At 69.8% G+C, this 25,869-nt stretch carries 17 protein-coding genes and 1 CRISPR repeat array (1 of these 18 cut by a window edge); of the genes, 7 read left to right on the forward strand and 10 right to left on the reverse strand.

Translation table 11 applies throughout. The features are described 5' to 3' along the window. The first annotated feature begins 26 nt into the window (after nt 1–26). Nucleotides 27–614 carry a 50S ribosomal protein L17 gene (rplQ, locus tag ACQCX5_RS11050; RefSeq protein ID WP_434542082.1) on the forward strand — a complete coding sequence of 196 codons (588 nt, stop codon included), beginning with the start codon at nt 27–29 and terminating at the stop codon, nt 612–614. A 147-nt stretch (nt 615–761) separates the two neighbouring features. Here rplQ and ACQCX5_RS11055 read toward each other — a convergent pair whose 3' ends face one another. Further along, nucleotides 762–1,400 carry a VOC family protein gene (locus ACQCX5_RS11055; protein ID WP_434542083.1) on the reverse strand — a complete coding sequence of 213 codons (639 nt, stop codon included), beginning with the start codon at nt 1,398–1,400 and terminating at the stop codon, nt 762–764. A 190-nt stretch (nt 1,401–1,590) separates the two neighbouring features. On the opposite strand from ACQCX5_RS11055, the gene ACQCX5_RS11060 reads away from it, so the two are divergent. From ACQCX5_RS11060 to ACQCX5_RS11080, 5 genes are all read left to right on the forward strand, one after another. Next, nucleotides 1,591–2,250, forward strand: coding sequence for a TetR/AcrR family transcriptional regulator (locus tag ACQCX5_RS11060; RefSeq protein WP_434542084.1), 660 nt, complete (start codon nt 1,591–1,593; stop codon nt 2,248–2,250). After that, on the forward strand, nt 2,247–3,161 hold the full coding sequence (locus ACQCX5_RS11065; RefSeq protein ID WP_434542085.1) for an ABC transporter ATP-binding protein: 915 nt from the start codon (nt 2,247–2,249) through the stop codon (nt 3,159–3,161). Before ACQCX5_RS11060 ends, ACQCX5_RS11065 begins: the two co-directional genes overlap by 4 nt. Next, nucleotides 3,158–4,804, forward strand: a complete 1,647-nt coding sequence (locus ACQCX5_RS11070; RefSeq protein ID WP_434542086.1) for an ABC transporter permease — start codon at nt 3,158–3,160, stop codon at nt 4,802–4,804. The genes ACQCX5_RS11065 and ACQCX5_RS11070 overlap by 4 nt, the downstream gene beginning before the upstream one ends. A gap of 1,000 nt (nt 4,805–5,804) precedes the next feature. Next, nucleotides 5,805–6,905 carry a glycosyltransferase gene (locus tag ACQCX5_RS11075; protein ID WP_434542209.1) on the forward strand — a complete coding sequence of 367 codons (1,101 nt, stop codon included), beginning with the start codon at nt 5,805–5,807 and terminating at the stop codon, nt 6,903–6,905. Beyond that, nucleotides 6,896–7,558 (forward strand): transglutaminase domain-containing protein, encoded by a 663-nt coding sequence (locus ACQCX5_RS11080; protein WP_434542087.1) that lies wholly within the window; start codon nt 6,896–6,898, stop codon nt 7,556–7,558. The genes ACQCX5_RS11075 and ACQCX5_RS11080 overlap by 10 nt, the downstream gene beginning before the upstream one ends. A 19-nt stretch (nt 7,559–7,577) precedes the next feature. Here ACQCX5_RS11080 and ACQCX5_RS11085 read toward each other — a convergent pair whose 3' ends face one another. From ACQCX5_RS11085 to ACQCX5_RS11125, 9 genes are all read right to left on the reverse strand, one after another. Continuing rightward, entirely contained in the window at nt 7,578–8,213 is a 636-nt protein-coding gene (locus ACQCX5_RS11085) for a hypothetical protein (protein ID WP_434542088.1), read from the reverse strand. After that, nucleotides 8,210–9,085 carry a type II secretion system F family protein gene (locus tag ACQCX5_RS11090; protein ID WP_434542089.1) on the reverse strand — a complete coding sequence of 292 codons (876 nt, stop codon included), beginning with the start codon at nt 9,083–9,085 and terminating at the stop codon, nt 8,210–8,212. The genes ACQCX5_RS11085 and ACQCX5_RS11090 overlap by 4 nt, the downstream gene beginning before the upstream one ends. 10 nt (nt 9,086–9,095) lie before the next feature. Next, the gene (locus tag ACQCX5_RS11095) at nt 9,096–10,040 is read right to left on the reverse strand and encodes a type II secretion system F family protein (RefSeq protein WP_434542090.1); all 945 of its coding nucleotides are present in this window, start codon (nt 10,038–10,040) and stop codon (nt 9,096–9,098) included. Then, nucleotides 10,037–11,620, reverse strand: coding sequence for a CpaF family protein (locus tag ACQCX5_RS11100; RefSeq protein ID WP_434542091.1), 1,584 nt, complete (start codon nt 11,618–11,620; stop codon nt 10,037–10,039). Before ACQCX5_RS11100 ends, ACQCX5_RS11095 begins: the two co-directional genes overlap by 4 nt. Further along, complete coding sequence (locus tag ACQCX5_RS11105) at nt 11,617–12,768, reverse strand: AAA family ATPase (protein WP_434542092.1); 1,152 nt, start codon at nt 12,766–12,768, stop codon at nt 11,617–11,619. The genes ACQCX5_RS11100 and ACQCX5_RS11105 overlap by 4 nt, the downstream gene beginning before the upstream one ends. Next, nucleotides 12,765–13,511 (reverse strand): Flp pilus assembly protein CpaB, encoded by a 747-nt coding sequence (gene cpaB, locus ACQCX5_RS11110; RefSeq protein WP_434542093.1) that lies wholly within the window; start codon nt 13,509–13,511, stop codon nt 12,765–12,767. The genes ACQCX5_RS11105 and cpaB overlap by 4 nt, the downstream gene beginning before the upstream one ends. 30 nt (nt 13,512–13,541) lie before the next feature. Continuing rightward, the gene (locus ACQCX5_RS11115) at nt 13,542–14,486 is read right to left on the reverse strand and encodes a pilus assembly protein TadG-related protein (protein ID WP_434542094.1); all 945 of its coding nucleotides are present in this window, start codon (nt 14,484–14,486) and stop codon (nt 13,542–13,544) included. Continuing rightward, nucleotides 14,483–14,872 carry a TadE/TadG family type IV pilus assembly protein gene (locus ACQCX5_RS11120; protein ID WP_434542095.1) on the reverse strand — a complete coding sequence of 130 codons (390 nt, stop codon included), beginning with the start codon at nt 14,870–14,872 and terminating at the stop codon, nt 14,483–14,485. The genes ACQCX5_RS11115 and ACQCX5_RS11120 overlap by 4 nt, the downstream gene beginning before the upstream one ends. A gap of 327 nt (nt 14,873–15,199) precedes the next feature. Continuing rightward, nucleotides 15,200–15,424 (reverse strand): Flp family type IVb pilin, encoded by a 225-nt coding sequence (locus tag ACQCX5_RS11125; RefSeq protein WP_434542096.1) that lies wholly within the window; start codon nt 15,422–15,424, stop codon nt 15,200–15,202. Nucleotides 15,425–15,600: 176 nt separating this feature from the next. On the opposite strand from ACQCX5_RS11125, the gene ACQCX5_RS11130 reads away from it, so the two are divergent. Beyond that, nucleotides 15,601–17,097 carry a VWA domain-containing protein gene (locus tag ACQCX5_RS11130; protein ID WP_434542097.1) on the forward strand — a complete coding sequence of 499 codons (1,497 nt, stop codon included), beginning with the start codon at nt 15,601–15,603 and terminating at the stop codon, nt 17,095–17,097. Between the two features lie 131 nt (nt 17,098–17,228). Beyond that, a CRISPR array of direct repeats spans nt 17,229–25,869; the repeat unit is 28 nt; unit sequence GGGCTCATCCCCGCTGCGCGGGGAGCAC (it continues 4,358 nt past the right edge of the window).

Below are 25,869 nucleotides of genomic sequence, written 5' to 3' on the forward strand. Positions count from 1 at the left end.
GGTAGATACCCTGAGGAACAACCAACATGCCCAAGCCCACCAAGGGTCCCCGCATCGGCGGAACCCCGGCTCACGAGCGGATCATCCTGGCCAACCTGGCCAGCCAGCTCTTCGAGCACGGTCGCATCACCACCACTGAGACCAAGGCCAAGCGCGTGCGCCCCCTGGCCGAGAAGCTCATCACCAAGGCCATCAAGGGTGACCTGCACAACCGTCGTCTGGTGCTGAGCACCATCACCGACAAGGACATCGTGCACACCCTGTTCGCCGACATCGCGCCGGCGATGGAGGGTCGTGAGGGCGGCTACACCCGCATCACCAAGCTCGGCCCCCGCAAGGGTGACAACGCCCCCATGGCGCTGATCGAGCTCGTGACCGAGCCGGTCGTCAAGAAGGCTGGCCCGGTCCAGGCTGACGAGACCGCCGAGGACGCCAAGGCCAAGATCGCCGCTGCTGCTGAGGCCGAGGTCGAGGCTGACGACGCCGCCGAGATCGACGCCGCTGAGGCTGAGGTCGACGCCGACGCCGACGAGGTCGTTGCTGAGGCCGAAGAGGCTGAAGAGGCCGAGGTCAAGGCCGATGAGGCCGACGCCGATGAGGATGCCAAGGCCTGATCGTCCGATCACCCGGGTACTACTGACAACGCCCGCCCCCTTGTGGGGCGGGCGTTGTGGTGTTTGTGGGGGGTGGGGGTTCGTGGGTGTTCGTGGACGAGGCAGGCGCGCGGCGGATGATGTGGCGCGGGCCCGCGTGCACCCGGCTCAGACGCGCCAGGTTCCCGCCGGGCCGGTGAACTCGACCCAGATCCCGAAGTCGCCCTCGTCCACGGACAACGGCACGCCCAGCGATTCAAGGGCGACCCGATAGGGCTCGGGGTCCGGGGCGCTCGCGCCCCAGGCGGTCACTGCAGCGCGAGGCCCCACCGTTGCCGCCGGTGAGGGTCCGCCGAGCCAGTCGATGAGGAACGGCACGATCCCAGAGGCGTCGGCATGCAGCGGCTCGCTCAGTGTCCAGGCGAGTTCGACGCCGTCCGGGGTGGTGCGGCGTCCGGGGCCGAGCGGGCCCACGTCGAACCCGAGGCCGAGCAGCCCCGCCGCGGCGGACTCGAGGTCGCCCGGGTGTGCGGCGAACGTGCACAGGCTGATGCCGTTCACCCCGGCCAGCTTGAACGGCGGGTTCGGGTGCCCCGGGACGACCTGGGGATCGACCGCGATGAGCTCGACATAGGCCTCGTCCGTGAGACCGAACAGCGCATTGTGCGTGCCGGTGCGGGGGTGCTTGCCGCCGGCTTCGGGGCGCACACCGAGGCGCATGGCGAACTCGTCGCAGGCCGCGGCCAGGTCGGGCACGGTGATGACGAGGTGGTCGAGGTTGCCGAGGTCTTCTGCAGGAGTGGTCACAACAGAATCCTGCCACGGCCTTGCTGGCCCGTTCGGGATTGCCGCCCCACGCCAGCTTTGCCCCGCGGCGGGAACTTTGCCCTGCGGCGCCGCACGGCAAACTTCCCGCCGGCAGGCAGATCTGCCGCGGACGGGCAGTTCCACTGCACACCTCTTGCCATCGACTGAACAGGCGTTTAGTATATTGAACATGGGTTCAGTCACCGACCTCACCGCGCGCGCCCAGATCCGTGACGCCGCCGCTGCGCTCTTCGCCGAGCACGGCTTCGACCGGGTCACCATGCGGCAGGTCGCCGCATCGGCCGGCGTCTCCCCAGCCCTCGTCGTCCACCATTTCGGTTCGAAGGACGGTCTGCGCACCGCTGTCGTCGACCATGTCGTGGCGTGGTTCGACAACACCATCGACAAGAGCCAAGAGGCACTCGATGGCCGCAACTGGCAAGAAGTGCTCAACGACGCCGCAGACTCATTCACCCATGCAGACACCCTGCCCAGGTTGTTCGGGCGCATGCTCGTCGACCGTGACCCAGCGATGCAGGGGCTCTTTGCCCGCATCGTCGAACGCTCAGAAATCATCATGCAGCGCTACATCGAGGCGGGCGTCATGTCCGATGACCCCGACTCCCGGTTGCGAACCGCCATGTTGGTGGCCAGCGACCTGGGGGCGTTGATGTTCAGGCCCTACCTGAGCAGCTTCCTCGGGTTCGACCCCTACGGCGATGGCATGCCACGGTGGGCGGCCGTCGCCACCCGCGTGTACGCCTCGCTGCTTGTCGACCAGTCCTTCCTGACCGCGTTCGACACCAGCCGCACAGACACCACTACCAACTCCCCACAGGAGCAATTGTGAGCATCATCCGCACCGAAGCCCTCGTCAAGACCTTCGGACCCACCCGCGCCCTCGACGGGCTCGACCTCGTGGTCGAACCCGGTGAGGTGCACGGCTTCCTCGGCCCGAACGGCGCCGGCAAGTCGACCACCATCCGCATTCTTCTCGGCCTCATGCGCCACGACTCCGGGACCGCCCGGCTGTTCGACCGCGACCCGTGGCGTGAGGCCGTCGAGCTGCACAAGCGTCTGGCCTATGTGCCCGGCGACGTCACGCTGTGGCCCGGCCTGACCGGCGGGCAGTGCATCGACGTGCTGGCCGCCGCCCACGGCGACATCGACACCCAGCGCCGCGACGACCTGATCGAGCGATTCGAGCTCGATCCCACCAAGAAGAGCCGCAGCTATTCCAAGGGCAACCGGCAGAAGGTCTCGCTGGTCGCCGCCCTGTCAACCCACGTCGAACTGCTGCTGCTGGACGAGCCCACCTCGGGGCTCGACCCGCTCATGGAAAGGGTTTTCCAGGACGTCATCACCGAGCGGCGCGCCGACGGCGTCACCGTGCTGCTGTCGAGCCACATCATGGGCGAGGTCGAGGCGCTGGCCGACCGGGTCAGCATCATCCGCGAGGGCCGGCTGGCCTCGAGCGGCACGCTCGCCGACCTGCGGCGCCACACCCGCAGCCACGTGCACGCGCTCACGCTGCGTCCACCGGCACTGCCCGCGAGCGCCGACCTGGCGCTCACAGCGGACGGCGATCGCACCGAGGTGAACGGCACCATCGACGCCGACCACGTGGGCCAGCTGGTCGCGGCCCTGCACGACGCCGGGCTGCACACGCTGACGGTGACGCCGCCGAGCCTGGACGACCTGTTCCTGACCAACTATGCCGACGCCGAGAATGCGCCGCTGACCAGCGCCGGTGCCCGATGAGCACGCTCACCACACCCGTCACCGCACCCGCGCGGGCGTCGTCCTCGACCGCGGGGCAGGGGCGCACACTCGACGTCTCGAACCTGCACACGATGCTGGGCATCAACCTGCGCACCGGCTGGCGCACGCTGCTGGGCTGGTGGCTGGCGATGGTGGCGCTGGCCGCGATCACCGCCCAGTCGATGGAGCGCACCTACCCGACCCCGGCCGAGGTGCGGGCCTATGGCGAGACCATCGGCTCTGGTGCCGCGATCCAGATGATGAACGGTCGCATCGCGGGCCTGGACACCCTGGGCGGCATTTTCGCGAACGAGTTCGGGTTCATCGTCTCGTTCGTCGTGCCCGTCATGGGCATCGCGCTGGTGGCACGCAGCACCCGACGCGAAGAGGAATCCGGGCGCCTCGAACTGCTGCTGGCCTCGGCGCTTGGCCGGCACGCGCCGCTGGCCGCGGCCCTGCTGATCACCTTGGGTGTCGCGCTCGTGACGGGGCTTGGCGTGTGGGCCTCGGTGCTGGGCACTGACATCGACGTGGCGGGGGCGGCCTGGTATGCGGCCGGCATCGCGGCGATGATCATGCTGTTCGGGGCGGTCGCGGCCGTCGCGGCCCAATTGGCCGAGAACACCCGCGGCGTCTGGATGATCGGCGTCGCCATCGCCATCGCCTCGTACCTGGTGCGCGGCCTGTCGGCGGTCAACGACGGCTGGTACGGCTGGCTGACCCCGCACGGGCTTTTCGACGGCATCAAGGCGTTCGGTGGCAACCCGCAGTGGTGGCCACTCGCCGTGCTGGTCGCGGTGAGCGTGGTGCTGGTGGTCGTGGCCGCCGGGCTGAACGCCAGCCGTGACCTGGGCGCGGCGATGTGGCAGGCGCGTCCGGGGGCGCGGCACGCCTCGGCGGTGCTGCGCAGCCCTTGGGGCATCGCGCTGCACGAGCACCGTGGCGCCCTGATCGGGTGGGCGGTGATTGCCGTCGTGGCCATGGCCATCTATGGCTCGCTGACCCAGCAGGTCATCGAGGCGTTGCAGGCCTCGCCGCAACTGCAGATCTTCGTGCAGGCGGGGCTCAACTCGGTGGTCGCGATGTTCGTGCTGCTTGCGGCGATGCTTGCCGCCGCGGCGGCGATCGTGCTCGGTGGGGCCTTGCGTGCGGCCGAAACCTCCGGACGATTGGAGGCCGAACTGGCGGGCCCTCGAAGCCGTGTCGGCTGGATCAGCCGTCACCTGGTCGTGATCAGCCTCGGGTCGGTGGTGATCCTGTGGCTGGGTGCGGTGATGCTGGCGGCGTCGGCCAACGCCTCGCTGGGTGATGGGCAGTTGTGGGGGCCGGTGATGCGGGCGGCTGCGGTGCATGTTCCGGTGGTGCTGGCCTTCTCGGGGGCCTCGGCCGCGATGTTCGCGTGGCTGCCGAGGTGGCGGGGGCTGGTGTGGGCCGTCTATGGGGTCGCGGTGTTCCTGGGCTACATGGGCGACGCCCTCGGAGTGCCCGACTGGCTGCTCGACAACTCCCCATTCATGCTGGCCGGCATGGTGCCGACTGAGCCGGTGCGCTGGGCCGGGGTGGTCGTGATGTCGGTCATTGCGGTCGTGGGGCATGTGCTGGCGGTGGTGGGAATGCGGCACCGGAGCCTGCCGGTGGTGTGAGTGAGCCTGCCGGTGGTGTGAGTGGGGTGGTGGGCGGTGGGTGGGGACGCCCGACGCGCGTGACCGACCTGCCACAACCACTTGGCTTGCGTAACTCGACTTGGCTTGCACTTACAGCACAAGCTGAGTCGAGTTTCGCAAGCCAGGTGGACGAGGGCTGGGGTCGGGCTCGGGTCCATCACCAGCTGGCGGGGTTGAACTCGTCCGGGGTGGCCCGAAGTTGCAGAAGTGGCGCTGGTGCCGCGTGTGCAGGTTGTTTTCGGGGCTGGGGCTTGCAGAACTGGCGCTGGTGTCAGTTGTGCAAGGTGTTTCGGTCGTCGGGCTTGCAGACGTGGCGCTGGTGTCAGTTGTGCAGGTGTGGGTGTTTCCCGCGGTGCTGAACCGTTGGTAGTCGAACGGTTCGGCACCGCTGTGGAGCCCCTGAACCTGCCGCCCCGACCTGTACTCGTCCCGAATCCGCCCTCTCGCCCCCGCCAGTCCCGCTTGGCTTGCGTAACTCGACTTGGCTTGCACTGACAGCACATGCTGAGTCGAGTTTCGCAAGCCAGGTGGACGAGGGCTGGGGTCGGGGCTCGGGCATTCGTGAGCTGGCGGCTCTGAACTCGACTTGGCTTGCACTTACAGCACAAGCTGAGTCGAGTTTCGCCAGCCGGGTGGACGAGGGCTGGGGTCGGGCTCGGGCATACATGAGCTGGTGGCTCTGAACTCGTCCGGGGTGGCCCGACCTTGCAGAAGTGGCACTGATGCCACGAGTGCAGCCTCCGTCGGCTCTCGGGCTTGCAGACGTGGCGCTGGTGCCACTTCCGCAACCCGAGGGTGCCCCCAGCGGTGCTGAACCGTCGGTAGTCGAACGGTTCGGCACCGCTGTGTCGTCCAGCCCACCCGCGCCCTGAACTCGTCCACACCCCCGTTGCACCCCATTGGTTAGGCTGACCCCGTGCCGGACCAAAAACTACGCATCGCGCAGCTTGCCAACTTCGTCGGCCCCGTCTCGGGAGGCATGCGGGTCGCCATCGACGAGCTTGGCAAGGGCTACGTCGCCGCCGGCCATGAACGCATCCTCGTGATCCCCGGCGAGCAGGACCAGGTCACCGAGACCGAGCACGGCATCATCGTGCAGGTGCGGGCGCCCAGGATCAGCCGTGAATACCGCATGATCGCGACTCCGTGGCGCGCGCTCGATGTGCTCGACCGGTTCAAGCCCACCTCGATCGAGGTCAGCGACAAGTGGACCCTCTCGCCCGCCGGCAATTGGGCCCGCAAGCGTGGCATCGGCTCGGCGCTGTTCAGCCACGAACGCCTCGACGACATGCTGGCCATGTGGCTGCGTCGCCAGTTCGGCGTGGAAACCGTTGTCGGCGGCCTGAACCGGCGCCTGGCCAAGCAGTTCGATGCTGTCGTAGTGACGTCCCACTACGCCGCGGACGAGTTCATGGACACCGGCGCCCACCTGGTGCACGTGCCGCTGGGTGTCGACCTCGAGACGTTCCACCCGATGGGCTACGAAACCCCCGAACCCACCCCCGACGGCACCCGCGACGAGCCCGTGCAGATCTGCTACGTCGGGCGCATGTCGCACGAGAAGAGCCCGCAACTGGGTGTCGCCGCGGCGGTCGAACTGCACCGGCGTGGGGTGCCGATCCAGCTCAACATGTACGGCACCGGCCCCGACGTCGAGGCGCTGAAGGAGCAGGCCGGCGACGCTCCCGTGGTCTTTCATGGCTTCGTCAAGGGACGCGACGAGGTCGCCAAGCGGTTCGCCCACAGCGACATCAGCTTTTCGGTGTGCCCGGCCGAGACGTTCGGGCTGGCGGTGCTCGAGGCACTGGCCTGCGGCACCCCGGTGGTCACCAGCGACCGCGGCGGCGCCCATGAACTCGTCGACGAGACCAGCGGTGAGCATGGACGACCGACTGCCGAGAGTCTGGCTGATGCCACTCAGCGCCTGATCGCCCGACTGGGGCCGGGCCTGCGCAACGCGGCCAGGGCGCGGGCCGAGAAGTACACCTGGCAGGCGAGCACCGACAAGATGCTCGCGATGCACCACCGCCTGGCGGCCGGCCAGGCTGCGACCGACGGAGGGAACAAGCAATGGGCGTGATCGCGCGACTGCTGAAGGTGGCCGCCGTGGCAGGGGCGGTGGCAGGTCCGGTGTGGGCGAGGGCCCCGAAGGGTGAGCGCATCGCCCCGGACGGGGTGCACACCCTGGACGAGGCAACCTCCGCGGCGCAGTCGTCCGGGCTCTCGGGCTGGGAACTCGTCGACCACGTCACGGGGGTGGTGCACCGCAAGTTCAGCTACTACTCGTGCTACCACTGGTGGGAATCGCCCGCCGAGGCCTTCGCCCGCAGCCGTGGCCAGTCGAATCAGTACAACCTGGCGCTGGCCAGCGTGCTGCGTCGGCTCGGTTTCGAGGTGCGGACGGTGCATGCGTCGCGGGTGCGGCTGCAACGTTCGCCGTGGTGGCATGCGGGGCACACGTGGCTCGAGGTCACCATCGACGGCATCACCAAGGATGTCTGCGCCAGCCGCGCCGAGAACCGGGCCGGTCAGGTGACGTTCGTGCCGGTGACGCCGGTGCGGTTGTTCCGGGGGCTGACGTATGTCGACACCACCCTCGGGCTGGCGCTGATCGTGGTCGTGGTGGCGTGGCGGGCGTGGCTGAATGGTGAGCCGCTGCCGCGGTGGGTCTACCGTCCGTTCAACGAGGCGGCCAGCACCGAGGGTTGGCACGAGTCACGCCGCGGCGCCTGACGGCCACCCAACCGGCCACCTAACCCGCCAGCAGCCCCGCCACCCACGGTGCCACCAGCACGCCGAGCACCATGAACGGGCCGAACGCGACGTCAGTGTCGCGCCTGGCCACCCGGGTGGCCAGCAGCACCACGCCCACCACGGCCATCAGCACGAAGGCCGCCACCGTGCCCAGCAGCGCCAGCAGCACGCCGGGCCAGCCGACGCCGATCCAGCCCAGGGCGGCACCGGTCGTGAGCCCCAGTTTTACGTCGCCCAGCCCGAACCCCGCCGGGTTGATGAACGCGATCACGAACAGCACCGTCGCAGTGATCAGCCCCGCGACGATGGTCATGCCCCAGCGGCCCCAGTCGCCATGCACGGCCGCCGGCACCACCAGCAACACCACGAAGACCCCGAACGGCAGCAGCGTGAACCGGTCCCAGAGCCGGTGCTGGGCCAGGTCTTGCGCGGTGCCGGCGCCCCACGCCCACGCCAGCACCGCGAACGCCGGCCACGCCCACACGTCGGTCCACAGCACGGCCCAGACGAACACCGCCACTGCGGTAACCCCATAGATCCACCGCGAGGGCCGGGCCAGTGCGCCGCCGGCGCCAGCCCCGGCCCCGTCGTCAGCGTCACTGTCGTTGCCCCGGACGATGCTGGTGTCGGTCAACGCCCCGAGAACCCTTCGATGATGGTGATCGCCGCCGGCCCCATGATCACCAGGATGATCACGGGCAGAATGCACAGGATCAGCGGGAACACCACCTTGACGGGGATCTCCATGGCCTTCTTCTCGGCCAGCTGCCGACGCGTCACCCGCATCTCGTCCGACTGCGCCCGCAGCACATCGGCCAGCGGGATGCCGTACGCCTCGGCCTGGATGATCGTGCGGACGAACCGCCGCAGCGGCGTCGAGCCGGTGCGCTTGGCCAGGTCTTCATAGGCATTGCGGCGCGACTGGCCGACCTGAATGTCCTGCATCGTGCGGACCAGTTCACGCGCCAGCACCCCACGACCGTTGCGGGCCACCCGCAGCATGGCCGAGTCGAAGCCCAGCCCGGCTTCGACGGCGATGCTCATCTGGTCGAGCGTGTCGGCCAGTTCAAGGTCAACCTGCTGGCGACGATTCAGATACGTGTTGTAGAGCAGCAGGTCGGGCAGAAAGTAGCCGCCGATCGTCAGCCCCAGCAGCATCAGCACCAGCACCGCATGCTGGCCCGAGATCCAGGCGATCGCCGTCATGATCAAGAAGAACAGGGCCAGCAGCACCTTGATCGAGAGCAGCTGGTCGACCGTCCAGCCGCCGGGGAACCCGGCCTTGGCCAGCGCCTGTTCGAGCTGGTTGCGCCGGGCCGGTGAGTTGATCAGCCGGGCGAAGCCCAGGTTGCCCTGGGTGCGCCGCGAACTGGCCATCGTGGGCTGCGCGACGCCGCGTTGCAGGTTGGCGACGGCCCGCGTGCGCACCGGGTCGGCACCGACGAACAGCAGCCCCAGCACCGTGGCGAGCCCGACACCGAACAGGGCGAGTGCGACATAGATCATGGCCGGCCCCTCAGTACTTGATCCGGACGACGGCGCGCAACCACAGGCTGCCGATGATCAACAACAGCGTGGCCAGCCCCAGGAAGAACCAGCCCAGCGGACGGGTGAACAGCAGGCCGATGTAGGGCGGGTTCACGATGGCGAAGATGCCGGCCATGGCGAACGGCAGCACAATCAGCACGATCGCCGACAGCTTGCCCTCACCGCTCAGCGCGTCGACCTGCCGGCGCAGCTGAGCGCGCTCCCGGATGGTGTGGGAGACCCCGTCGAGCACGTCAGCCAGGTTGCCGCCGACCTCGCGGTTGATGGCGACGGCCTGCCCGATCCAGCTGAAGTCCTCGCTCTTCATCCGCTCAGCGGTGTCCTCCATCGAGTCGGCCAGTGGGCGCCCCAGCCGCAGTTCGTTGGTGATCCGCGTGAACTCGTCATTGGTCGGCGTGGCCGCCTCGCGGGCGACGGTGCTCAGCGCCTGCGCAAACGAATACCCCGACCTCAGGCTGCCGGCCAACATCTGCGCGGTCTCGTCCAACTGGGTAGCGAACGCGGCGCGGCGCTGGTCGGTGCGCACCAGCACGAACGCCCACACCGCGACCGGCACCAGCACCAGCAGCACCACGGCCAGGGCGAGCGAGCCGAGCAACAGGCCCAGCGCGAACGCGGCGATCATGGCGCTGCCGGTCAGCACCACCACATTGCTGGCTGGCATCTTGATGCCCGCGATCTCGAGCTTCTCGGCGAGCCCGCTGCCGCGGCGCCGCAGCACCTTGTCGACACCCGTGGTGAGCTTCGTGGCCACCCCTGACAGCGCCGAGGCTTGCTGGGCGTCGTGCGGGCGGCGGCGGTACTTCGGCACCACCGGACGGCTCGGGGCGACCAGCAACACCAGCACCGTGATGAACGAGATCGTGCCCAGGATCGCCGCAGCGGCCAGGTAGCGGTCGTTGAGCCAGCTCATCGCAGCCACGCGCCGTTGGCGCCGAAGACCTGCGGCGAGATGGTGATGCCCAGGTCGGCGAACCGGTCGGCGAACGCGGGCCGCACTCCCGTGGGGACGACGTGGCCCAGGAACCGGCCGTTCGGGTCGACGCCCGCGGCGTAGTCGTACAGGAATACGTCCTGCATGGTGACGGTCTGGCCCTCCATGCCGTGCACCTCGGTGACCGCCACCACACGACGGGTGCCGTCGCGCAGGCGCGCCAGCTGCACGATCAGGTCAATGGACGAGGCAATCTGCTCGCGGATGGCACGCAGAGGCAGCTCCAGGCCGGCCATCAGCACCAGCGTCTCGAGCCGGCTCAGCGCATCGCGGGGCGAACTGGCGTGCACCGTCGACAGCGACCCGTCGTGGCCGGTGTTCATGGCCTGCAGCATGTCGAGCGCCTCGGAGCCGCGCACCTCGCCGACAACGATGCGGTCGGGGCGCATGCGCAGCGCGTTGCGCACCAGGTCGCGAATGCTCACCTCACCCTTGCCCTCGATATTGGGTGGGCGTGATTCGAGCCGGACGACGTGGGGCTGCTGCAACTGCAGCTCGACGGCGTCCTCGATCGAAATGATGCGTTCGCCTTCGGGGATGAACGACGAGACCACGTTCAGCAGCGTCGTCTTGCCGGTGCCGGTGCCGCCGGAAATGATGATGTTCAGCCGGGCCTTGACGCAGGCGGCGAGCAGTTCGGCGATCTCGGGGCTCATGGTGCCCAGGCGGATCAGGTCGGGCACGGTCAGGGCGTCGTGGCTGAACTTGCGGATGGTCAGCGTCGAGCCGCTGACGGCCAGCGGCGCGATGATGGCGTTGACGCGCGAGCCGTCCTCGAGGCGGGCGTCGACCAGCGGTGAGGATTCGTCGATGCGGCGCCCGATGCGGCCGACGATCCGGTCGATGATCTGGCGCAGGTGTGCCTCGTCCCGGAACGTCGCGTCGGTGCGGTAGATGCGGCCCGCGTGCTCGATGTAGATGTTGTCGGGGCCGTTGACCATGACTTCTGTGACGCTGGGGTCGGCGAGGAAGCCCTGGATCGGCCCGAGGCCCAGGATGTCGGCTTGGACTCCCTCGACGAAGCGGCGCCGTTCGGGGCCGCTCATCGCGAGCCCCTCGGACTCGATGACCTGGGCCAGTTCGGTCTGGACCAGTTGCTTCAGCTGGTCGTCGTTGAGGTCTTCGGACGAGAGCCGCACACCCAGGCGCTCGTACAGGGTGTCGATGGTGCGGTCTTGCAGGCGGCGCATCGCGTCGTGCTTGCCAGCGACGGGGCCGCTGCGGGCGGTGAGGGTGGACGGGCCTGTGCCGGTGGAGGGTGCTCCGTTGGAGGGTGCGTCGGGGTCGGGGCGTGCCCAGGGCGAGGGCTCCGAGGGGGACTCCGGCGGCGATGCGGCGCTGGTCGGGGAATCGGTGGGGGCGGCCTGCTCGTCCGATAGTGGTTCGGGATGTTCGGCGTCGGCGGCGTAGGGAGGTTCGGGTGCAGGCGCCGGGGTGGGGGAGAGCGGCGAGTCGGTGCCCTTGGCCCGGGCCGCGGCGAGGCGTTCGGCGAGGTTCACTGGGACTCCTTGCGGCGCGAGAACAGCCCCTTCTTGGGTTCGGCGACGGGGTGGCCCACGAGCCGGGCGACGACCTGGTCGAGTTCCTTGGTCACCTTGTCCTTTCCGGCGCTCTGCGTGAGCGGGATGCCCTGGTTCACCGAGATCGGGATGAGGTTGGTGGTCGGGATGACCGTGTCGACCTTGGCACCGATGCTGGCCTCGACGTCGGCGACCGTGAGCCCGCGGGAGTTGTCAGCGAAGTTGAGCACGATCTGGCGCGATTCCATCAGCATCTGCAGTTCGCCCAGCGTCTGGATCTCCTTGCGCAGGCCACGCACTCCCGGCACGTCGAGCCCGGTGACCAGGATCAGGTCGCTGGTCAGGTCGAGTGCAGCCAGGGTGTGCTCGGACAGCCCGGGGGAGGTGTCGACCACCACATAGGCGAACGCCGTCGAGAGGGTGCGCAGCAGCGTGGTCACCTCTTGTGCGGTGACCTGGTCGGCGGCGACGGGGTCGTCGGCGCCCGCGACCACCCACAGACCGGTCTCGTGGGGGGCGAGGTAGGGCTTCAGCGCGAGCGCGTCACCGCCGGCAGCGGCCTTGGCGGTCTCGGGCAGCGCGTACTCGGGGTTGAGGTTGAGCGCGGTGGCGACGTCGCCGAAGTGCAGGTCGAGGTCAACCAGCACGACGGGCAGGCCGGTGGCGCGCACCAGCCCGATGGCGACGTTGGTGGTGACGGTGGTCTTGCCGACCCCGCCCTTGGGCGAGGCGACGGTGACGATGCGTCCGCGCTGGGTCTCGGCGGGGGCCGAGAGCCGACGCCGGTTGCGGGCGATGGTGTCGCGCACCTCGTCGGGGTTGGCGCTGACGCGCATCATGTCGCGCACGCCGGAGCGCATGGCCGAGAGGCCAAGGGTGGCATCGTCGCTGATCAGCACCACGGGCACTCCGAAGCGTTCGGTGGCCCAATTGGCGATCTGGAGCGACTCCTGGGGGTTGTCACCGGCTTCGATGAGGACGAGTTCGGAGCCGTTGCCCAGGTTCTGGGCGACGAGCTGGGGGTTGCGGGCCTGCTCGCCGACGAGGGTGACGACCTGGCCGGAGGTGGCATTGGTGACGGTGTTGACGACATCTGGCGTGTGCGCCAGCAGCACGAGCCCGCTCATGAGCCGGCCGATGCGGTGGGAGAGGCAGCAGTGAGCGGGTTGGGGGCGCCGGTGGGCAGGGTGACGATGCGCCCGCCGGAGGTGTTGCTGGTCTGCCGCTCGAGCGTGAGCCAGATGGTGCCGTGCTCGGCAGTCCAGACGATGCGGTCGGCATCGGTGCTGGCGACGGCGAGGGTGATGAGTTGCTCAGCGGGTGCTGCGCTCTGACCCGTGTCAGCCTGGGCCGTCGTGCTGCTCACCCGGGTCACGAGCACCTTGTGCAGCATCGGCATGGTGTAAGAGACGCTGTCAGTGGTCTTCCATGAGGCGGTGACGCCGACGGTGTCACCAGCCTTGAGCTGGCCACCCAGAACCCGTTCGGGGGCGAGCTTCACAGTGACCTGCACGAGCTGGGGCGGCACGACGACGGCATCGTTGGTGAGCGCCTCGGGGTTCGTGAAGCGGGACGAGAACAACTGCTCGCCGGGGTGCAGGGTGGTATCGGCGACCTTGCCCTCGAGCGACTTCAGATCAGTGACGACACCCGGAGGCACCGCGCTCGCTGGGAGCTGCCGTTGCTCGACGTTAGTACCCAGTTTGGCGACCTGCCCGCGGGGGATCTCGCGGGTGACGACCAGCACGCTGGTGGGTTCGAGGTTGGCGATGGCGCGCTGGTCAGCGCCGCGCACGTAGAAGGCGATCATGACGACGCCGGCGATGGCCAGGACACTGGCGAGGATGGCGGCGGCAACGCGGCGTTTCATGTGACGTGGGGGCTTTCTGGTCAGGTAGGGTCAGGCGGTGAGTTTGATGCCGTAGGCACCATGCATCGGGGCGGAGTCGTCAACCACTGCGTCGAGCGTCACCATCCTGACGAAATTGCCCGTGATGTATCGCTCCGAGCCGGTGCATTTTTCGTCAGCAGGTCCGTACCAGTCCTGCCCCTTGTTGAGGCAGTAGTTGGTGATTTCGAATTCAGCGTACGCCGCGATGATGTATGGCCCCTTGCCTGAGGCGGGAACATTGTCGAAGACGGGGACCAAGACTGTCTTTCCGACGAGGTTCTGCAGTGCCTTAACGCATACGTCGTTGCTTGGACCAGCATTTCCCGTGATGCCCGGGACCGAGTCCCCGATCTTGGTGTCCGCCTTGCATGTGGTGCTGGCGCCCGCCACATCGAGCCATGCGAAACCGCCCGGGATCTTCTCGGTGGGGTTGTGAGAACTCGTGCATTCGCCCGGCTTGTCGTGGCTGTTGTCCTTCGACAGCAGCGTGACGCCGGTCTTGGGGAGCTCGCTCTCGCTGGGAACCTGACACATCGAGACAACCCAGGGAAGGATGGAACCCCCGCCGACGCCTCCCCACGTGGCGGTCGCTCGCGCAGCGACATCGCTGTTGCTCGTGCCGAGCACCTGGGCGAACCAGTGGGTGCGGGTGGTCATGACCTCGACCGTCACGGAGTTGGACGTATGACTGATGGCCGTCACGGTGACCTTGGTGTCGTTCTTGTTGCCACGGGCGTACTTGGTGGCCATGCCCATCTCGTCGGCTTCACAAGTGCCCTTGGCGCAGCTCTGGGCCAGAGCAAGGGCAGCCGCGTCGGCACCGTTCTGCAACTGCTTCTTATCCCACCACAGTGCGCCGACGTCTATGGCGAGGGCGGCGAAGCCGACCAGCATCACCAGGCTGATGGCGGTGACGATGGCTACGGCGCCGCGCTCGTTCCTGCGGCGGTTCATCCCCCACACCTCATCTCTCCGGTCCCGGAAACGCTCATGGAGCCAAAGAACCCGGTCAGCCCGGGATAGCCGTAGCTGAGGGTGACGATGCAGGACGTACCGTCGGTCGAGGTTGAGGGGGTGGCAGTCCCGGCCTTGCCCGTCGTGTCAGCGAAGGCTTGCTCGGCCTTCACCTTGCCCACGGAACCTTTGTCTGCTGCGGTCGAAATGGCCATGGCGCGCGCGCCCTCGCGAGCGGCGCCGGCGGCAGAACCGGTCAAGTAGAGGCGGTAGCCGTACTCCGTGATACCAAGCAGCAGTGCGATCAGGATCGGGAGAATGAGTGCGAACTCGACAGCGGCTGCGCCGCGCTGTCTCTCGCCGCGGTGCCGATGGTGGTTGCGCATCGAGGCGCCTCCGCTCGGATGAGGGGGATTGCATGCATGGTGCCGCACGAGTGCGGTAAACAGTCTTGCGTGGCCACCTGACATACTGGTGGCCACCCAAGGACATTTCTTTGAAGAACCCAGGGGTGAAAGTGGCAAAGAGAGCCAAGATGCGCAGGCCGAACGCCCAGATGAAGGTCAGAATGCCTCCGGCTATTGCAGCGAGCACAATGGCATACTCAACAGCGGCGGCACCTTTGTGCCAATCGCTGATGCGTCGAAGGTGTGCTGCCACCCCTGGGGGTTGGGCCTGGTGCAGCATGAGCTGGGTCCGTGCCGAAACCTCGGTCAGGCCGGGAGCTCGTCCTGAACGGTGGTGAAGGCCTTCAGAACCCGCTCGCCGATCGTGAACACCACGGTGATGATCACTGCTGCGATCGCCGCGACCATGATGCCGTACTCAACGGCGGTGGCGGCCTTCTTAGGATCCTTGAAGCGACCTGCGATGCCGAACACGACGGACTGGAGCAGGACGCTGACTGAGGCCTGGATGTAGGAAGCAAAAGCACCCATGTCGGATGCACCTTTCTTGAGGGTCCGGGCGTCCCGGTTCGTCCTCCTGGACGCCTGTGGTGTGGCCCGCTGCCATGAAGGTAGCCGGTCCCAACCGGCGCGTCAAGACACTGTTATTTATGAGATGACCCTACCTTGTCTTACTATCTGGCGGCGCTTCGGCAATGATGGGCCTTGTGCTCCGCTGGATCGCCGGTTTTGCCCTGGCCCTCTGCCTCGCCCTCGCCCACCCACCCGTGGCGCGGGCCGATGCGCTGTCTGACCTAGCCGCCACGCTCAACATCACCCCCGAGCCCACTGGTTATGTGGTCCTGGTCGACACGTCCGTCTCGATGCAGAGTGACGGTCGGTGGGGCCGCGTCCGTAGTGCGCTCGGTGCCCTCGCCGGCCAGTTCGGCAGTGATGACGTAGTGAGTCTTATCACGTTTGATAACGGCGTCACAAGCACCTGGGAAGCCACCTCGCCCACGTCGTCCGAGATGCTCGCCAAGCTGCCGTCCAAGCCGACCGGCACCCAGACCGACATTGGCGCCGCCATCGACGCCGGAGTGGCCGCGCTCGGCAAGACCGCCCGCCAGGTCGGTGCCATCGTCCTGCTCACCGACGGCCAGCTTGACGCCGCCCCCGGCTCGAAGTACCCCACCGCCACGTCGCCGAGTTGGCAGGACCTGAAGGCGCGCGCGGCGTCCGTCTCGAAGGACAAGCAGATCGGCGCCTATGCGGTCTCGGTGGGGGCGAACACCGACGCCGGGCTGCTCACCCAGGTGTTCCCCAAGGCGAGCGTCTCGACCCCGACCGACATCACCGCCTATCTGGCCGGCATCAACCGCGAGATCACCAAGACCCGCATCGGACTTGCGCTGGCTGATGACCTTTCCGCGCCGGTGACGGTCACCCTCGACCAGGCGAAGGTCAGCGGGACCACGCTCACGGCGACTGCGCGGATTACTTCGACTGCCAAGAAGGTGCCGCTGACGGCGACCCTCGGTGGGGTGAACCCCGGTGTGCCGGGCGGCACGGCAACGATGAACCCGGCCACGCTGGAACTCGCACCCGGTGCCACGGCGCAGGCGACCATCACCATCACGGGCATGAAGCCGGGGGTCGGCAAGCAGGCGATTACGGTCAACCTGGCCAGCCCGTGGCAGGCGGAGCTGGCGGCGGCGGAGCTGAAGGTTCCGGGGGCGGTGACGTCGAATGCGGTGGACTACACGGTGACGGCAGCTGCGACGTCTGGCGCGTCTCCGTCGAGTGTGGGGCAGACGCCGGCGGCGGCGGAGCCTCCGGTCGCGGAGGGCGCACCGGTGTGGTTCACGCGGGGACTGCCGATCGCTGGTGCGGTGGTGGTGGGGCTGGGGTTGTTGTGGGCGGTGGTGGCTGGTGTGCGGGCGGCGCGTCCGAAGCTCGATGGGTCGCTGGCGCTGCTGGTCGACGGGGTGGTGACTGATGAGGTGGTGCTGACGGGGACTGGGCGCAGCTTCCGGCCTGAGGGGCTGAAGGTTGGGGTGACGGCGCGCAAGGACGGGCGGATCGTAGTGCAGGGCAAGCAGAGTGGCGGCGGCAAGGTCGCTGGGACGCTGGCGGATGGTGAGGCGCTTGACCTGGGGAGTGGGCGGGCGCTGCGGTACACGGCCAAGCGGACGCGGATGCTGGAGATGGTCAACGCGGAGTGAGGCCCGGGTTTGATTGGGTCTCACCCCTTGTCGGGACACTGCGCTGGCGGCTAGGCACCGCAGTCACGACCAGCATCGGAGCGTGCGGCGGTCGCTGCGAGAATTGGCGGGTCGAGGACCTGCCAGACAGCGGGCTCATCCCCGCTGCGCGGGGAGCACAAGGCCGACGGCGCCCGCCACGAGCTGTCCGCGGGCTCATCCCCGCTGCGCGGGGAGCACGCTGGGGCTGGTGCTGGGCGACGGTCATGCGAGGGCTCACCCCCGCTGCGCGGGGAGCACGGCGCGCTGGTCCTCGGCGGCGATGTGCAGCAGGGCTCATCCCCGCTGCGCGGGGAGCACACGGGCTTGATGCCCGCCATGATCATGCGCAGGGGCTCATCCCCGCTGCGCGGGGAGCACCCGGCACCGAGCTGTACCGAACCGAGCTGATCGGGCTCATCCCCGCTGCGCGGGGAGCACACGCGGAGCGCCACACGCTCCACCGTGTCCCAGGGCTCATCCCCGCTGCGCGGGGAGCACCCGTTCACCTTCACCCCATCCCACACCATTTGGGGCTCATCCCCGCTGCGCGGGGAGCACGCGTTCGCGGCCGCGGGCATCGACCCCGCCATGGGCTCATCCCCGCTGCGCGGGGAGCACGGCCACGACATCAACGACCGGATCCTGCTGCTGGGCTCATCCCCGCTGCGCGGGGAGCACGCGGTGCTGATCGGCTTGGCGGCGTCGGAAGTGGGCTCATCCCCGCTGCGCGGGGAGCACGGTCCCGGTGGCCGGCTGCTGGTGCTGCCGTCGGGCTCATCCCCGCTGCGCGGGGAGCACACCAGACCGATGGGGTTTGCGGCCAGGACGATGGGCTCATCCCCGCTGCGCGGGGAGCACACGGCCCGCCGGCTCACGGCCGAGCGGCTGAGGGGCTCATCCCCGCTGCGCGGGGAGCACTGGTCCATGGCAAGGGCGACCGCCAGCGTACGGGGCTCATCCCCGCTGCGCGGGGAGCACATGAATTCGTGGGATCGAGACGACGACGCATGGGGCTCATCCCCGCTGCGCGGGGAGCACTGGCGTCACGGCATTGCCGGCCAGGCGAACCCGGGCTCGTCCCCGCTGCGCGGGGAGCACTGACTCCTGACAGTCGTGGCGATCAGGCCCCGGGGCTCATCCCCGCTGCGCGGGGAGCACCAGGACATGCCGAGCGGGTTGAGTGCGGTGAGGGGCTCATCCCCGCTGCGCGGGGAGCACCAGGACATGCCGAGCGGGTTGAGTGCGGTGAGGGGCTCATCCCCGCTGCGCGGGGAGCACGGCTGGGGGCGCGGAATGATCTGGACCAAGGCGGGCTCATCCCCGCTGCGCGGGGAGCACATGCCCGCCAACGCCGTGTCCAGATTGGCGATGGGCTCATCCACGCTGCGCGGGGAGCACCGGCGAGCTGGACGAGACCGCCGATCCTGATGGGGCTCATCCCCGCTGCGCGGGGAGCACGCCGACGAGATGGGCTTGGTGGCGTCGGACGTGGGCTCATCCCCGCTGCGCGGGGAGCACAGAGCCCGCCTCGCTCACGAACCGCTCCTGCGGGGCTCATCCCCGCTGCGCGGGGAGCACCCAATGCCACGACTCGCCAGATGCGGGTGTCGGGGCTCATCCCCGCTGCGCGGGGAGCACCGTCGCGTTACACCGCTTGTGGGTCGCGCGCTTGGGCTCATCCCCGCTGCGCGGGGAGCACTGCGCGACCGCACCGGACGGCGATGACACCTTGGGCTCATCCCCGCTGCGCGGGGAGCACTGGCTAGGGGTTCTCCTAGTCACACGGCTGTAGGGCTCATCCCCGCTGCGCGGGGAGCACGCCTTGGCCTGCCAGCCCATGAGCGCCTGCGTGGGCTCATCCCCGCTGCGCGGGGAGCACGGCGTTCGCGGCCACCCTCGGCATCCTCGGCGGCGGGCTCATCCCCGCTGCGCGGGGAGCACCGAAGGTCGACCACGCCGCGATCGTGGACCTCGGGCTCATCCCCGCTGCGCGGGGAGCACATCAGGTCCGGTGGGCCGGATGCCGAGCTGATGGGCTCATCCCCGCTGCGCGGGGAGCACGCCTTGTCACGCATGATGTGCATAGCGTCGCAGGGCTCATCCCCGCTGCGCGGGGAGCACCCAGGAGCAGGAATGACCGTCGAGCCGACCGAGGGCTCATCCCCGCTGCGCGGGGAGCACATAGATGTATTTTTGGGCTTGCCAAGTGTTCCGGGCTCATCCCCGCTGCGCGGGGAGCACCAGTGAATCCGGTCATGGTCGGGCTCCTCGTCGGGCTCATCCCCGCTGCGCGGGGAGCACCGATGTTGTTGGACGGGCTGGAGTCGGGTGGCGGGCTCATCCCTGCTGCGCGGGGAGCACTTGGATTCCCCCGGTGCCGAGCTGGCGAAGTGGGGCTCATCCCCGCTGCGCGGGGAGCACGCGTAGCCGTAGATGCTGTACGCCTTGCTCAGGGGCTCATCCCCGCTGCGCGGGGAGCACGACTTGCCCATCAGGCCACCCTTCCGACTGAGGGGCTCATCCCCGCTGCGCGGGGAGCACGCACCCAGCACCGTCGCCAGCTCGTTGTACGCGGGCTCATCCCCGCTGCGCGGGGAGCACCCGCCCGCGGCCGCCTGCTGGCTGTCCTGATTGGGCTCATCCCCGCTGCGCGGGGAGCACGATGGGTCAACGCCGGGTACCACGTCGAGCATGGGCTCATCCCCGCTGCGCGGGGAGCACGCCTTCGACTACCTGAACGGGAACAGCGGCTGGGGCTCATCCCCGCTGCGCGGGGAGCACCCGTTGACGAGGACTTGGTAGCCGCCGATGGCGGGCTCATCCCCGCTGCGCGGGGAGCACGCGGTGCCGATGCAGGCGGTGACGATGAAGTCGGGCTCATCCCCGCTGCGCGGGGAGCACGCGCCATTCGCGGTGGTGACCCAGGTGGCGGAGGGCTCATCCCCGCTGCGCGGGGAGCACTCGAACCCGAGCCAGCGCAGCGTCGCCGCCCGGGGCTCATCCCCGCTGCGCGGGGAGCACAGCGGGCATCAGTCGCTGCTTCGGCTGCGGTCGGGCTCATCCCCGCTGCGCGGGGAGCACGCATTTGCGCCCTCGCCCATCGCGATCATGAGGTGGCTCATCCCCGCTGCGCGGGGAGCACCGTGGTGTGACTAGGCAAGTCACGCACGGGGCGGGCTCATCCCCGCTGCGCGGGGAGCACCTCCCGGTAAAAGGGAGGTCGGGCGCGGAGTTGGACTCATCCCCGCTGCGCGGGGAGCACTCGAGCTCGGACACCTCAGTGCCCAGCCGGAAGGGCTCATCCCCGCTGCGCGGGGAGCACAGTCGTGCGCGGTCGCGGTCACGCTGGGCGGTGGGCTCATCCCCGCTGCGCGGGGAGCACGAGTGGATCTGGTCGGCCGAGCGGTAGCCCCAGGGCTCATCCCCGCTGCGCGGGGAGCACCGGCTGCCGCCGCGGTCGGGGCCCCGGTTGTGGGGCTCATCCCCGCTGCGCGGGGAGCACGCCTCGGCGTCAGCGTCCAGCTCGATGGTCGCGGGCTCATCCCCGCTGCGCGGGGAGCACGTCCTTTCCCAGTCGATCTCGAGGGCGGGCGGGGGCTCATCCCCGCTGCGCGGGGAGCACGCGGCCATGGCGGCTGGCCGCGAATTCGGGCAGGGCTCATCCCCGCTGCGCGGGGAGCACGCGATTTCGGATTCGAGCCTCGCGCCCTTTGAGGGCTCATCCCCGCTGCGCGGGGAGCACGGTCCATGCGACGACATCGGTCGGGCCGGTGTTGGGCTCATCCCCGCTGCGCGGGGAGCACCAGCGGTGGCACAGGTCGCGGGCCCTCGGGTCGGGCTCATCCCCGCTGCGCGGGGAGCACAGTAGTAGCCGTCCCGCGCCCACACGTCCCCCGGGCTCATCCCCGCTGCGCGGGGAGCACGTCGCGCCCGGCACGCACAGCGTCTGCAGCGTGGGCTCATCCCCGCTGCGCGGGGAGCACGTGGACCGCGACGGGCGACCCCTCCCGCCGAAGGGCTCATCCCCGCTGCGCGGGGAGCACGGCGAGGATGAGCCCGCACCCGTAGGCGCGTTGGGCTCATCCCCGCTGCGCGGGGAGCACCGGCGAAACCATCGAGGCCAGGCCGCGGTCCAGGGCTCATCCCCGCTGCGCGGGGAGCACATCAGCCACGGGACACCTCCTGCATCAGACGGGGGCTCATCCCCGCTGCGCGGGGAGCACCCAGGCCGACCCCGACCAGGTCGGTACGGTCGCGGGCTCATCCCCGCTGCGCGGGGAGCACACGGCGATGAAGGTCAAGGCCGCCTCGTACAAGGGCTCATCCCCGCTGCGCGGGGAGCACATCAGGTGCCGTTGCAGCGCCTGCTCGTCCGCGGGCTCATCCCCGCTGCGCGGGGAGCACCTGGCGCTGGTGACCGACCCGGACACCGGCGAGGGCTCATCCCCGCTGCGCGGGGAGCACGAGCGGCGGGTGCGGGGTCTGGCTGCGGAGTGGGGCTCATCCCCGCTGCGCGGGGAGCACCCCGACGTCTCTTCGAGGCTGAGGCCGTACTGGGGCTCATCCCCGCTGCGCGGGGAGCACACCTACAACGCGCACCCCGAGTTCGCGGACCTGGGCTCATCCCCGCTGCGCGGGGAGCACCCGCCCCAGCGCGCCGTGACCCTTTCCTCGCCGGGCTCATCCCCGCTGCGCGGGGAGCACCGGTTCTGAATGTTGGTGAACGTCAGCAACAGGGGCTCATCCCCGCTGCGCGGGGAGCACAGCACCGTCGACCAGACCTCAGCGATCTGGCCGGGCTCATCCCCGCTGCGCGGGGAGCACCCCAGTGACGGGTCGCCGTAGCCGGTCACCAGGGGCTCATCCCCGCTGCGCGGGGAGCACACCCGGGCCGAGCCGGCCCGGACGGTGGCCCGGGGCTCATCCCCGCTGCGCGGGGAGCACAAGGTCACGCCCCGCGAGGTCTCGCTGGTCGGGGGCTCATCCCCGCTGCGCGGGGAGCACCCGGGGAAGTCGGTGTAGGAGTCGACGCCGCTGGGCTCATCCCCGCTGCGCGGGGAGCACCCCTCGCGGCCCCGCATGAGCATGTCAAGCACGGGCTCATCCACGCTGCGCGGGGAGCACGAGTTAGTGCCCTGGCGCGGGAAGTCGACGACGGGCTCATCCCCGCTGCGCGGGGAGCACATCCCCGCCACCGACGCCGAGGTCGCAGTCAGGGGCTCATCCCCGCTGCGCGGGGAGCACTAATCGATCAGCTCGCGGTTCCGCGCGGCCGTGGGCTCATCCCCGCTGCGCGGGGAGCACGCGTGCTGGGATCCCAGCTCAAAAACATGGGTGGGCTCATCCCCGCTGCGCGGGGAGCACTTCCGGTCCGGCACTGACGCCGCCGGCGCCGCGGGCTCATCCCCGCTGCGCGGGGAGCACACCTCGCCATGCAGGCGGCGAAGGAAGAGCGCGGGCTCATCCCCGCTGTGCGGGGAGCACTTCGAGCAGTACGGGTACTTCGTCCGCGAGCTGGGCTCATCCCCGCTGCGCGGGGAGCACCCACTACCAGCCACCATGGCGTGCGCAGGCCGGGGCTCATCCCCGCTGCGCGGGGAGCACGCGCGCGTGAGCTTTGGGTGCCCCTGGAGGCCGGGCTCATCCCCGCTGCGCGGGGAGCACTGATGCCCGCAGCAACCGCCGACGCGGCCACCGGGCTCATCCCCGCTGCGCGGGGAGCACCCTCCGCCTGGCTCTGCTTGCCGATCGACTTGCGGGCTCATCCCCGCTGCGCGGGGAGCACCGGCCCGAGTGGCCCGCCTCGTCGCTGCGGACGGGCTCATCCCCGCTGCGCGGGGAGCACCAATCGAGCGGTCGGAAATTGCCTCGAAAAAAGGGCTCATCCCCGCTGCGCGGGGAGCACTGCTGTTGCGGCGGTCCTGGCGTGGCAGTGCCGGGCTCATCCCCGCTGCGCGGGGAGCACCGGGGTGCACCACGAGCTGCGCCCCAACGGCGGGGCTCATCCCCGCTGCGCGGGGAGCACTGGTGGGTCCTGGACGCGGTGCACGGCTACGCGGGCTCATCCCCGCTGCGCGGGGAGCACCGCTGGCAGTCTCGTGGGGCAGTGAGTCGGATGGGCTCATCCCCGCTGCGCGGGGAGCACCTCCAGCGCAAGTCCAGGCAGGCCGACCGAATGGGCTCATCCCCGCTGCGCGGGGAGCACGAAGTCAGCGACTGGCCCCGCGAAACGGGGACGGGCTCATCCCCGCTGCGCGGGGAGCACCGGGCTCGGAGGCTGAGCCGTGTATCTGCCCCGGGCTCATCCCCGCTGCGCGGGGAGCACGACATCGCGCTGGCGCCCGCCTACGCCGGCCGGGGCTCATCCCCGCTGCGCGGGGAGCACGAGGCCCACTCGCTCAGCTTGGGCGCGATGATGGGCTCATCCCCGCTGCGCGGGGAGCACTCGGGATCCATCTGCGACAGGGCTGCGTCGAGGGGCTCATCCCCGCTGCGCGGGGAGCACGCGGCGCAGATGATGCAGTGGCGTGCGCGGCCGGGCTCATCCCCGCTGCGCGGGGAGCACGAGGTCGGCGTTCGTCGCGCCGTCGACCCCCAGGGCTCATCCCCGCTGCGCGGGGAGCACTCGGCCTCGTGGTCGGCGTGGTCGCGGGTGTGGGGCTCATCCCCGCTGCGCGGGGAGCACGCGAGGGCGAGCACGGCAGCAGCGACGACAGCGGGCTCATCCCCGCTGCGCGGGGAGCACGTCCGACGTCCGGCGAATCAAGGCCTTCGCGGAGGGCTCATCCCCGCTGCGCGGGGAGCACGCGCCTGGCGTGAGTGTGAGCGTGGCCATGGCGGGCTCATCCCCGCTGCGCGGGGAGCACTGGTGGGTCCTGGACGCGGCGCCCGGCTACGCGGGCTCATCCCCGCTGCGCGGGGAGCACACCTACCACCGCAAGGAGCGCGGCGTGACTGCGGGCTCATCCCCGCTGCGCGGGGAGCACATTGCGTGACATGTCACTTGCCCTTTCCTGATGGGCTCATCCCCGCTGCGCGGGGAGCACAGGGCTCGATCACCGGCGAAGAGAAGCGACTTGGGCTCATCCCCGCTGCGCGGGGAGCACGCCGCCGTGGCTGCTGCCGCAATCGGGACAGAGGGCTCATCCCCGCTGCGCGGGGAGCACAGCAGGGTCGTGGTGGTGGTGGCCTGCTGCTGGGGCTCATCCCCGCTGCGCGGGGAGCACCTCTCGAAGCGGGGCAGGATCGCACGCAGTGTGGGCTCATCCCCGCTGCGCGGGGAGCACGTTGCCGAGGCTTGCGCCCTGGCGCCCGAACAGGGCTCATCCCCGCTGCGCGGGGAGCACGCGGCCACTTGCACGGCCGCGGCCAGTGATTCGGGCTCATCCCCGCTGCGCGGGGAGCACCTTGTCGGCCATCGAGACGGCCAGGACACGTGCGGGCTCATCCCCGCTGCGCGGGGAGCACTCAGTCCAGAACTTGCCCGCGGCCGGCTGCCCGGGCTCATCCCCGCTGCGCGGGGAGCACGCCCAGGCCGACCCCGACCCCGACAAGCGCGAGGGCTCATCCCCGCTGCGCGGGGAGCACCGACAGCAGCTCTTCGAGCTTGTCGAAGAAGGCGGGCTCATCCCCGCTGCGCGGGGAGCACGGGATGGTGTCGGGCTCGAAGCCGTGGCCGGTGGGCTCATCCCCGCTGCGCGGGGAGCACCTGCGACCCCGCGAGGCAGCCAACGCCCAGCGGGGCTCATCCCCGCTGCGCGGGGAGCACGCTCACCTGCGACATGGTCGTGATGCTGCCGAGGGCTCATCCCCGCTGCGCGGGGAGCACTGACTCCTGACAGTCGTGGCGGTCAGGCCCCGGGGCTCATCCCCGCTGCGCGGGGAGCACCAGGACATGCCGAGCGGGTTGAGTGCGGTGAGGGGCTCATCCCCGCTGCGCGGGGAGCACCACGGGACTGTGCGGGGCCATGGGTGGCGACGGGGCTCATCCCCGCTGCGCGGGGAGCACGCAGCATTGCAGCGTCTGTGAGCTGCGCGCTTGGGCTCATCCCCGCTGCGCGGGGAGCACGCGGTCGGGGAGTGACCGTCGCAGCTCTGCACGGGCTCATCCCCGCTGCGCGGGGAGCACGACGGCTCGAACATGGATGCGCAACTGCGCATGGGCTCATCCCCGCTGCGCGGGGAGCACTCTTCGCCGGTGATCGAGCCCTCGGCTGGGGGGGGCTCATCCCCGCTGCGCGGGGAGCACAATGCCACGCCGCCGTTACGGCCGCGGCGCGCGGGCTCATCCCCGCTGCGCGGGGAGCACCGTAGCTTGGACAATTGCTGGGCGCGACGCACGGGCTCATCCCCGCTGCGCGGGGAGCACGGGGATTTCTGCACGGCGGGCAGCGGCTGCCCGGGCTCATCCCCGCTGCGCGGGGAGCACGGGCGGCACGTGGATGCCATGGCCACACTCGCGGGCTCATCCCCGCTGCGCGGGGAGCACCGCGGCGTCGAGCACGGCTACCGCTGCGGCCAGGGCTCATCCCCGCTGCGCGGGGAGCACACCGACCGCGACGTGTCCGACGCCGTCGGCATGGGCTCATCCCCGCTGCGCGGGGAGCACTGAACACCGAGCCGGACGGGGTGGCCACTTCCGGGCTCATCCCCGCTGCGCGGGGAGCACTCTCGGTGTGGCACCGCGACGAGGGCTTGGGCGGGCTCATCCCCGCTGCGCGGGGAGCACTCACCTGGCTTTCCGACAAGATC

This window comes from Aestuariimicrobium sp. G57 (assembly GCF_050110855.1).
GTDB lineage: Bacteria > Actinomycetota > Actinomycetes > Propionibacteriales > Propionibacteriaceae > Aestuariimicrobium.

What these genes read in the sequence shown, in the direction of transcription:
- rplQ (WP_434542082.1), top strand. Translation starts at nt 27, where the DNA reads ATGCCCAAGCCCACCAAGGGTCCCCGCATCGGCGGAACCCCGGCTCAC.
- ACQCX5_RS11060 (WP_434542084.1), top strand. Translation starts at nt 1,591, where the DNA reads ATGGGTTCAGTCACCGACCTCACCGCGCGCGCCCAGATCCGTGACGCC.
- ACQCX5_RS11070 (WP_434542086.1), top strand. Translation starts at nt 3,158, where the DNA reads ATGAGCACGCTCACCACACCCGTCACCGCACCCGCGCGGGCGTCGTCC.
- ACQCX5_RS11075 (WP_434542209.1), top strand. Translation starts at nt 5,805, where the DNA reads ATGCGGGTCGCCATCGACGAGCTTGGCAAGGGCTACGTCGCCGCCGGC.
- ACQCX5_RS11080 (WP_434542087.1), top strand. Translation starts at nt 6,896, where the DNA reads ATGGGCGTGATCGCGCGACTGCTGAAGGTGGCCGCCGTGGCAGGGGCG.
- ACQCX5_RS11090 (WP_434542089.1), bottom strand. Translation starts at nt 9,085, where the DNA reads ATGATCTATGTCGCACTCGCCCTGTTCGGTGTCGGGCTCGCCACGGTG.
- ACQCX5_RS11095 (WP_434542090.1), bottom strand. Translation starts at nt 10,040, where the DNA reads ATGAGCTGGCTCAACGACCGCTACCTGGCCGCTGCGGCGATCCTGGGC.
- ACQCX5_RS11105 (WP_434542092.1), bottom strand. Translation starts at nt 12,768, where the DNA reads ATGAGCGGGCTCGTGCTGCTGGCGCACACGCCAGATGTCGTCAACACC.
- cpaB (WP_434542093.1), bottom strand. Translation starts at nt 13,511, where the DNA reads ATGAAACGCCGCGTTGCCGCCGCCATCCTCGCCAGTGTCCTGGCCATC.
- ACQCX5_RS11115 (WP_434542094.1), bottom strand. Translation starts at nt 14,486, where the DNA reads ATGAACCGCCGCAGGAACGAGCGCGGCGCCGTAGCCATCGTCACCGCC.
- ACQCX5_RS11120 (WP_434542095.1), bottom strand. Translation starts at nt 14,872, where the DNA reads ATGCGCAACCACCATCGGCACCGCGGCGAGAGACAGCGCGGCGCAGCC.
- ACQCX5_RS11125 (WP_434542096.1), bottom strand. Translation starts at nt 15,424, where the DNA reads ATGGGTGCTTTTGCTTCCTACATCCAGGCCTCAGTCAGCGTCCTGCTC.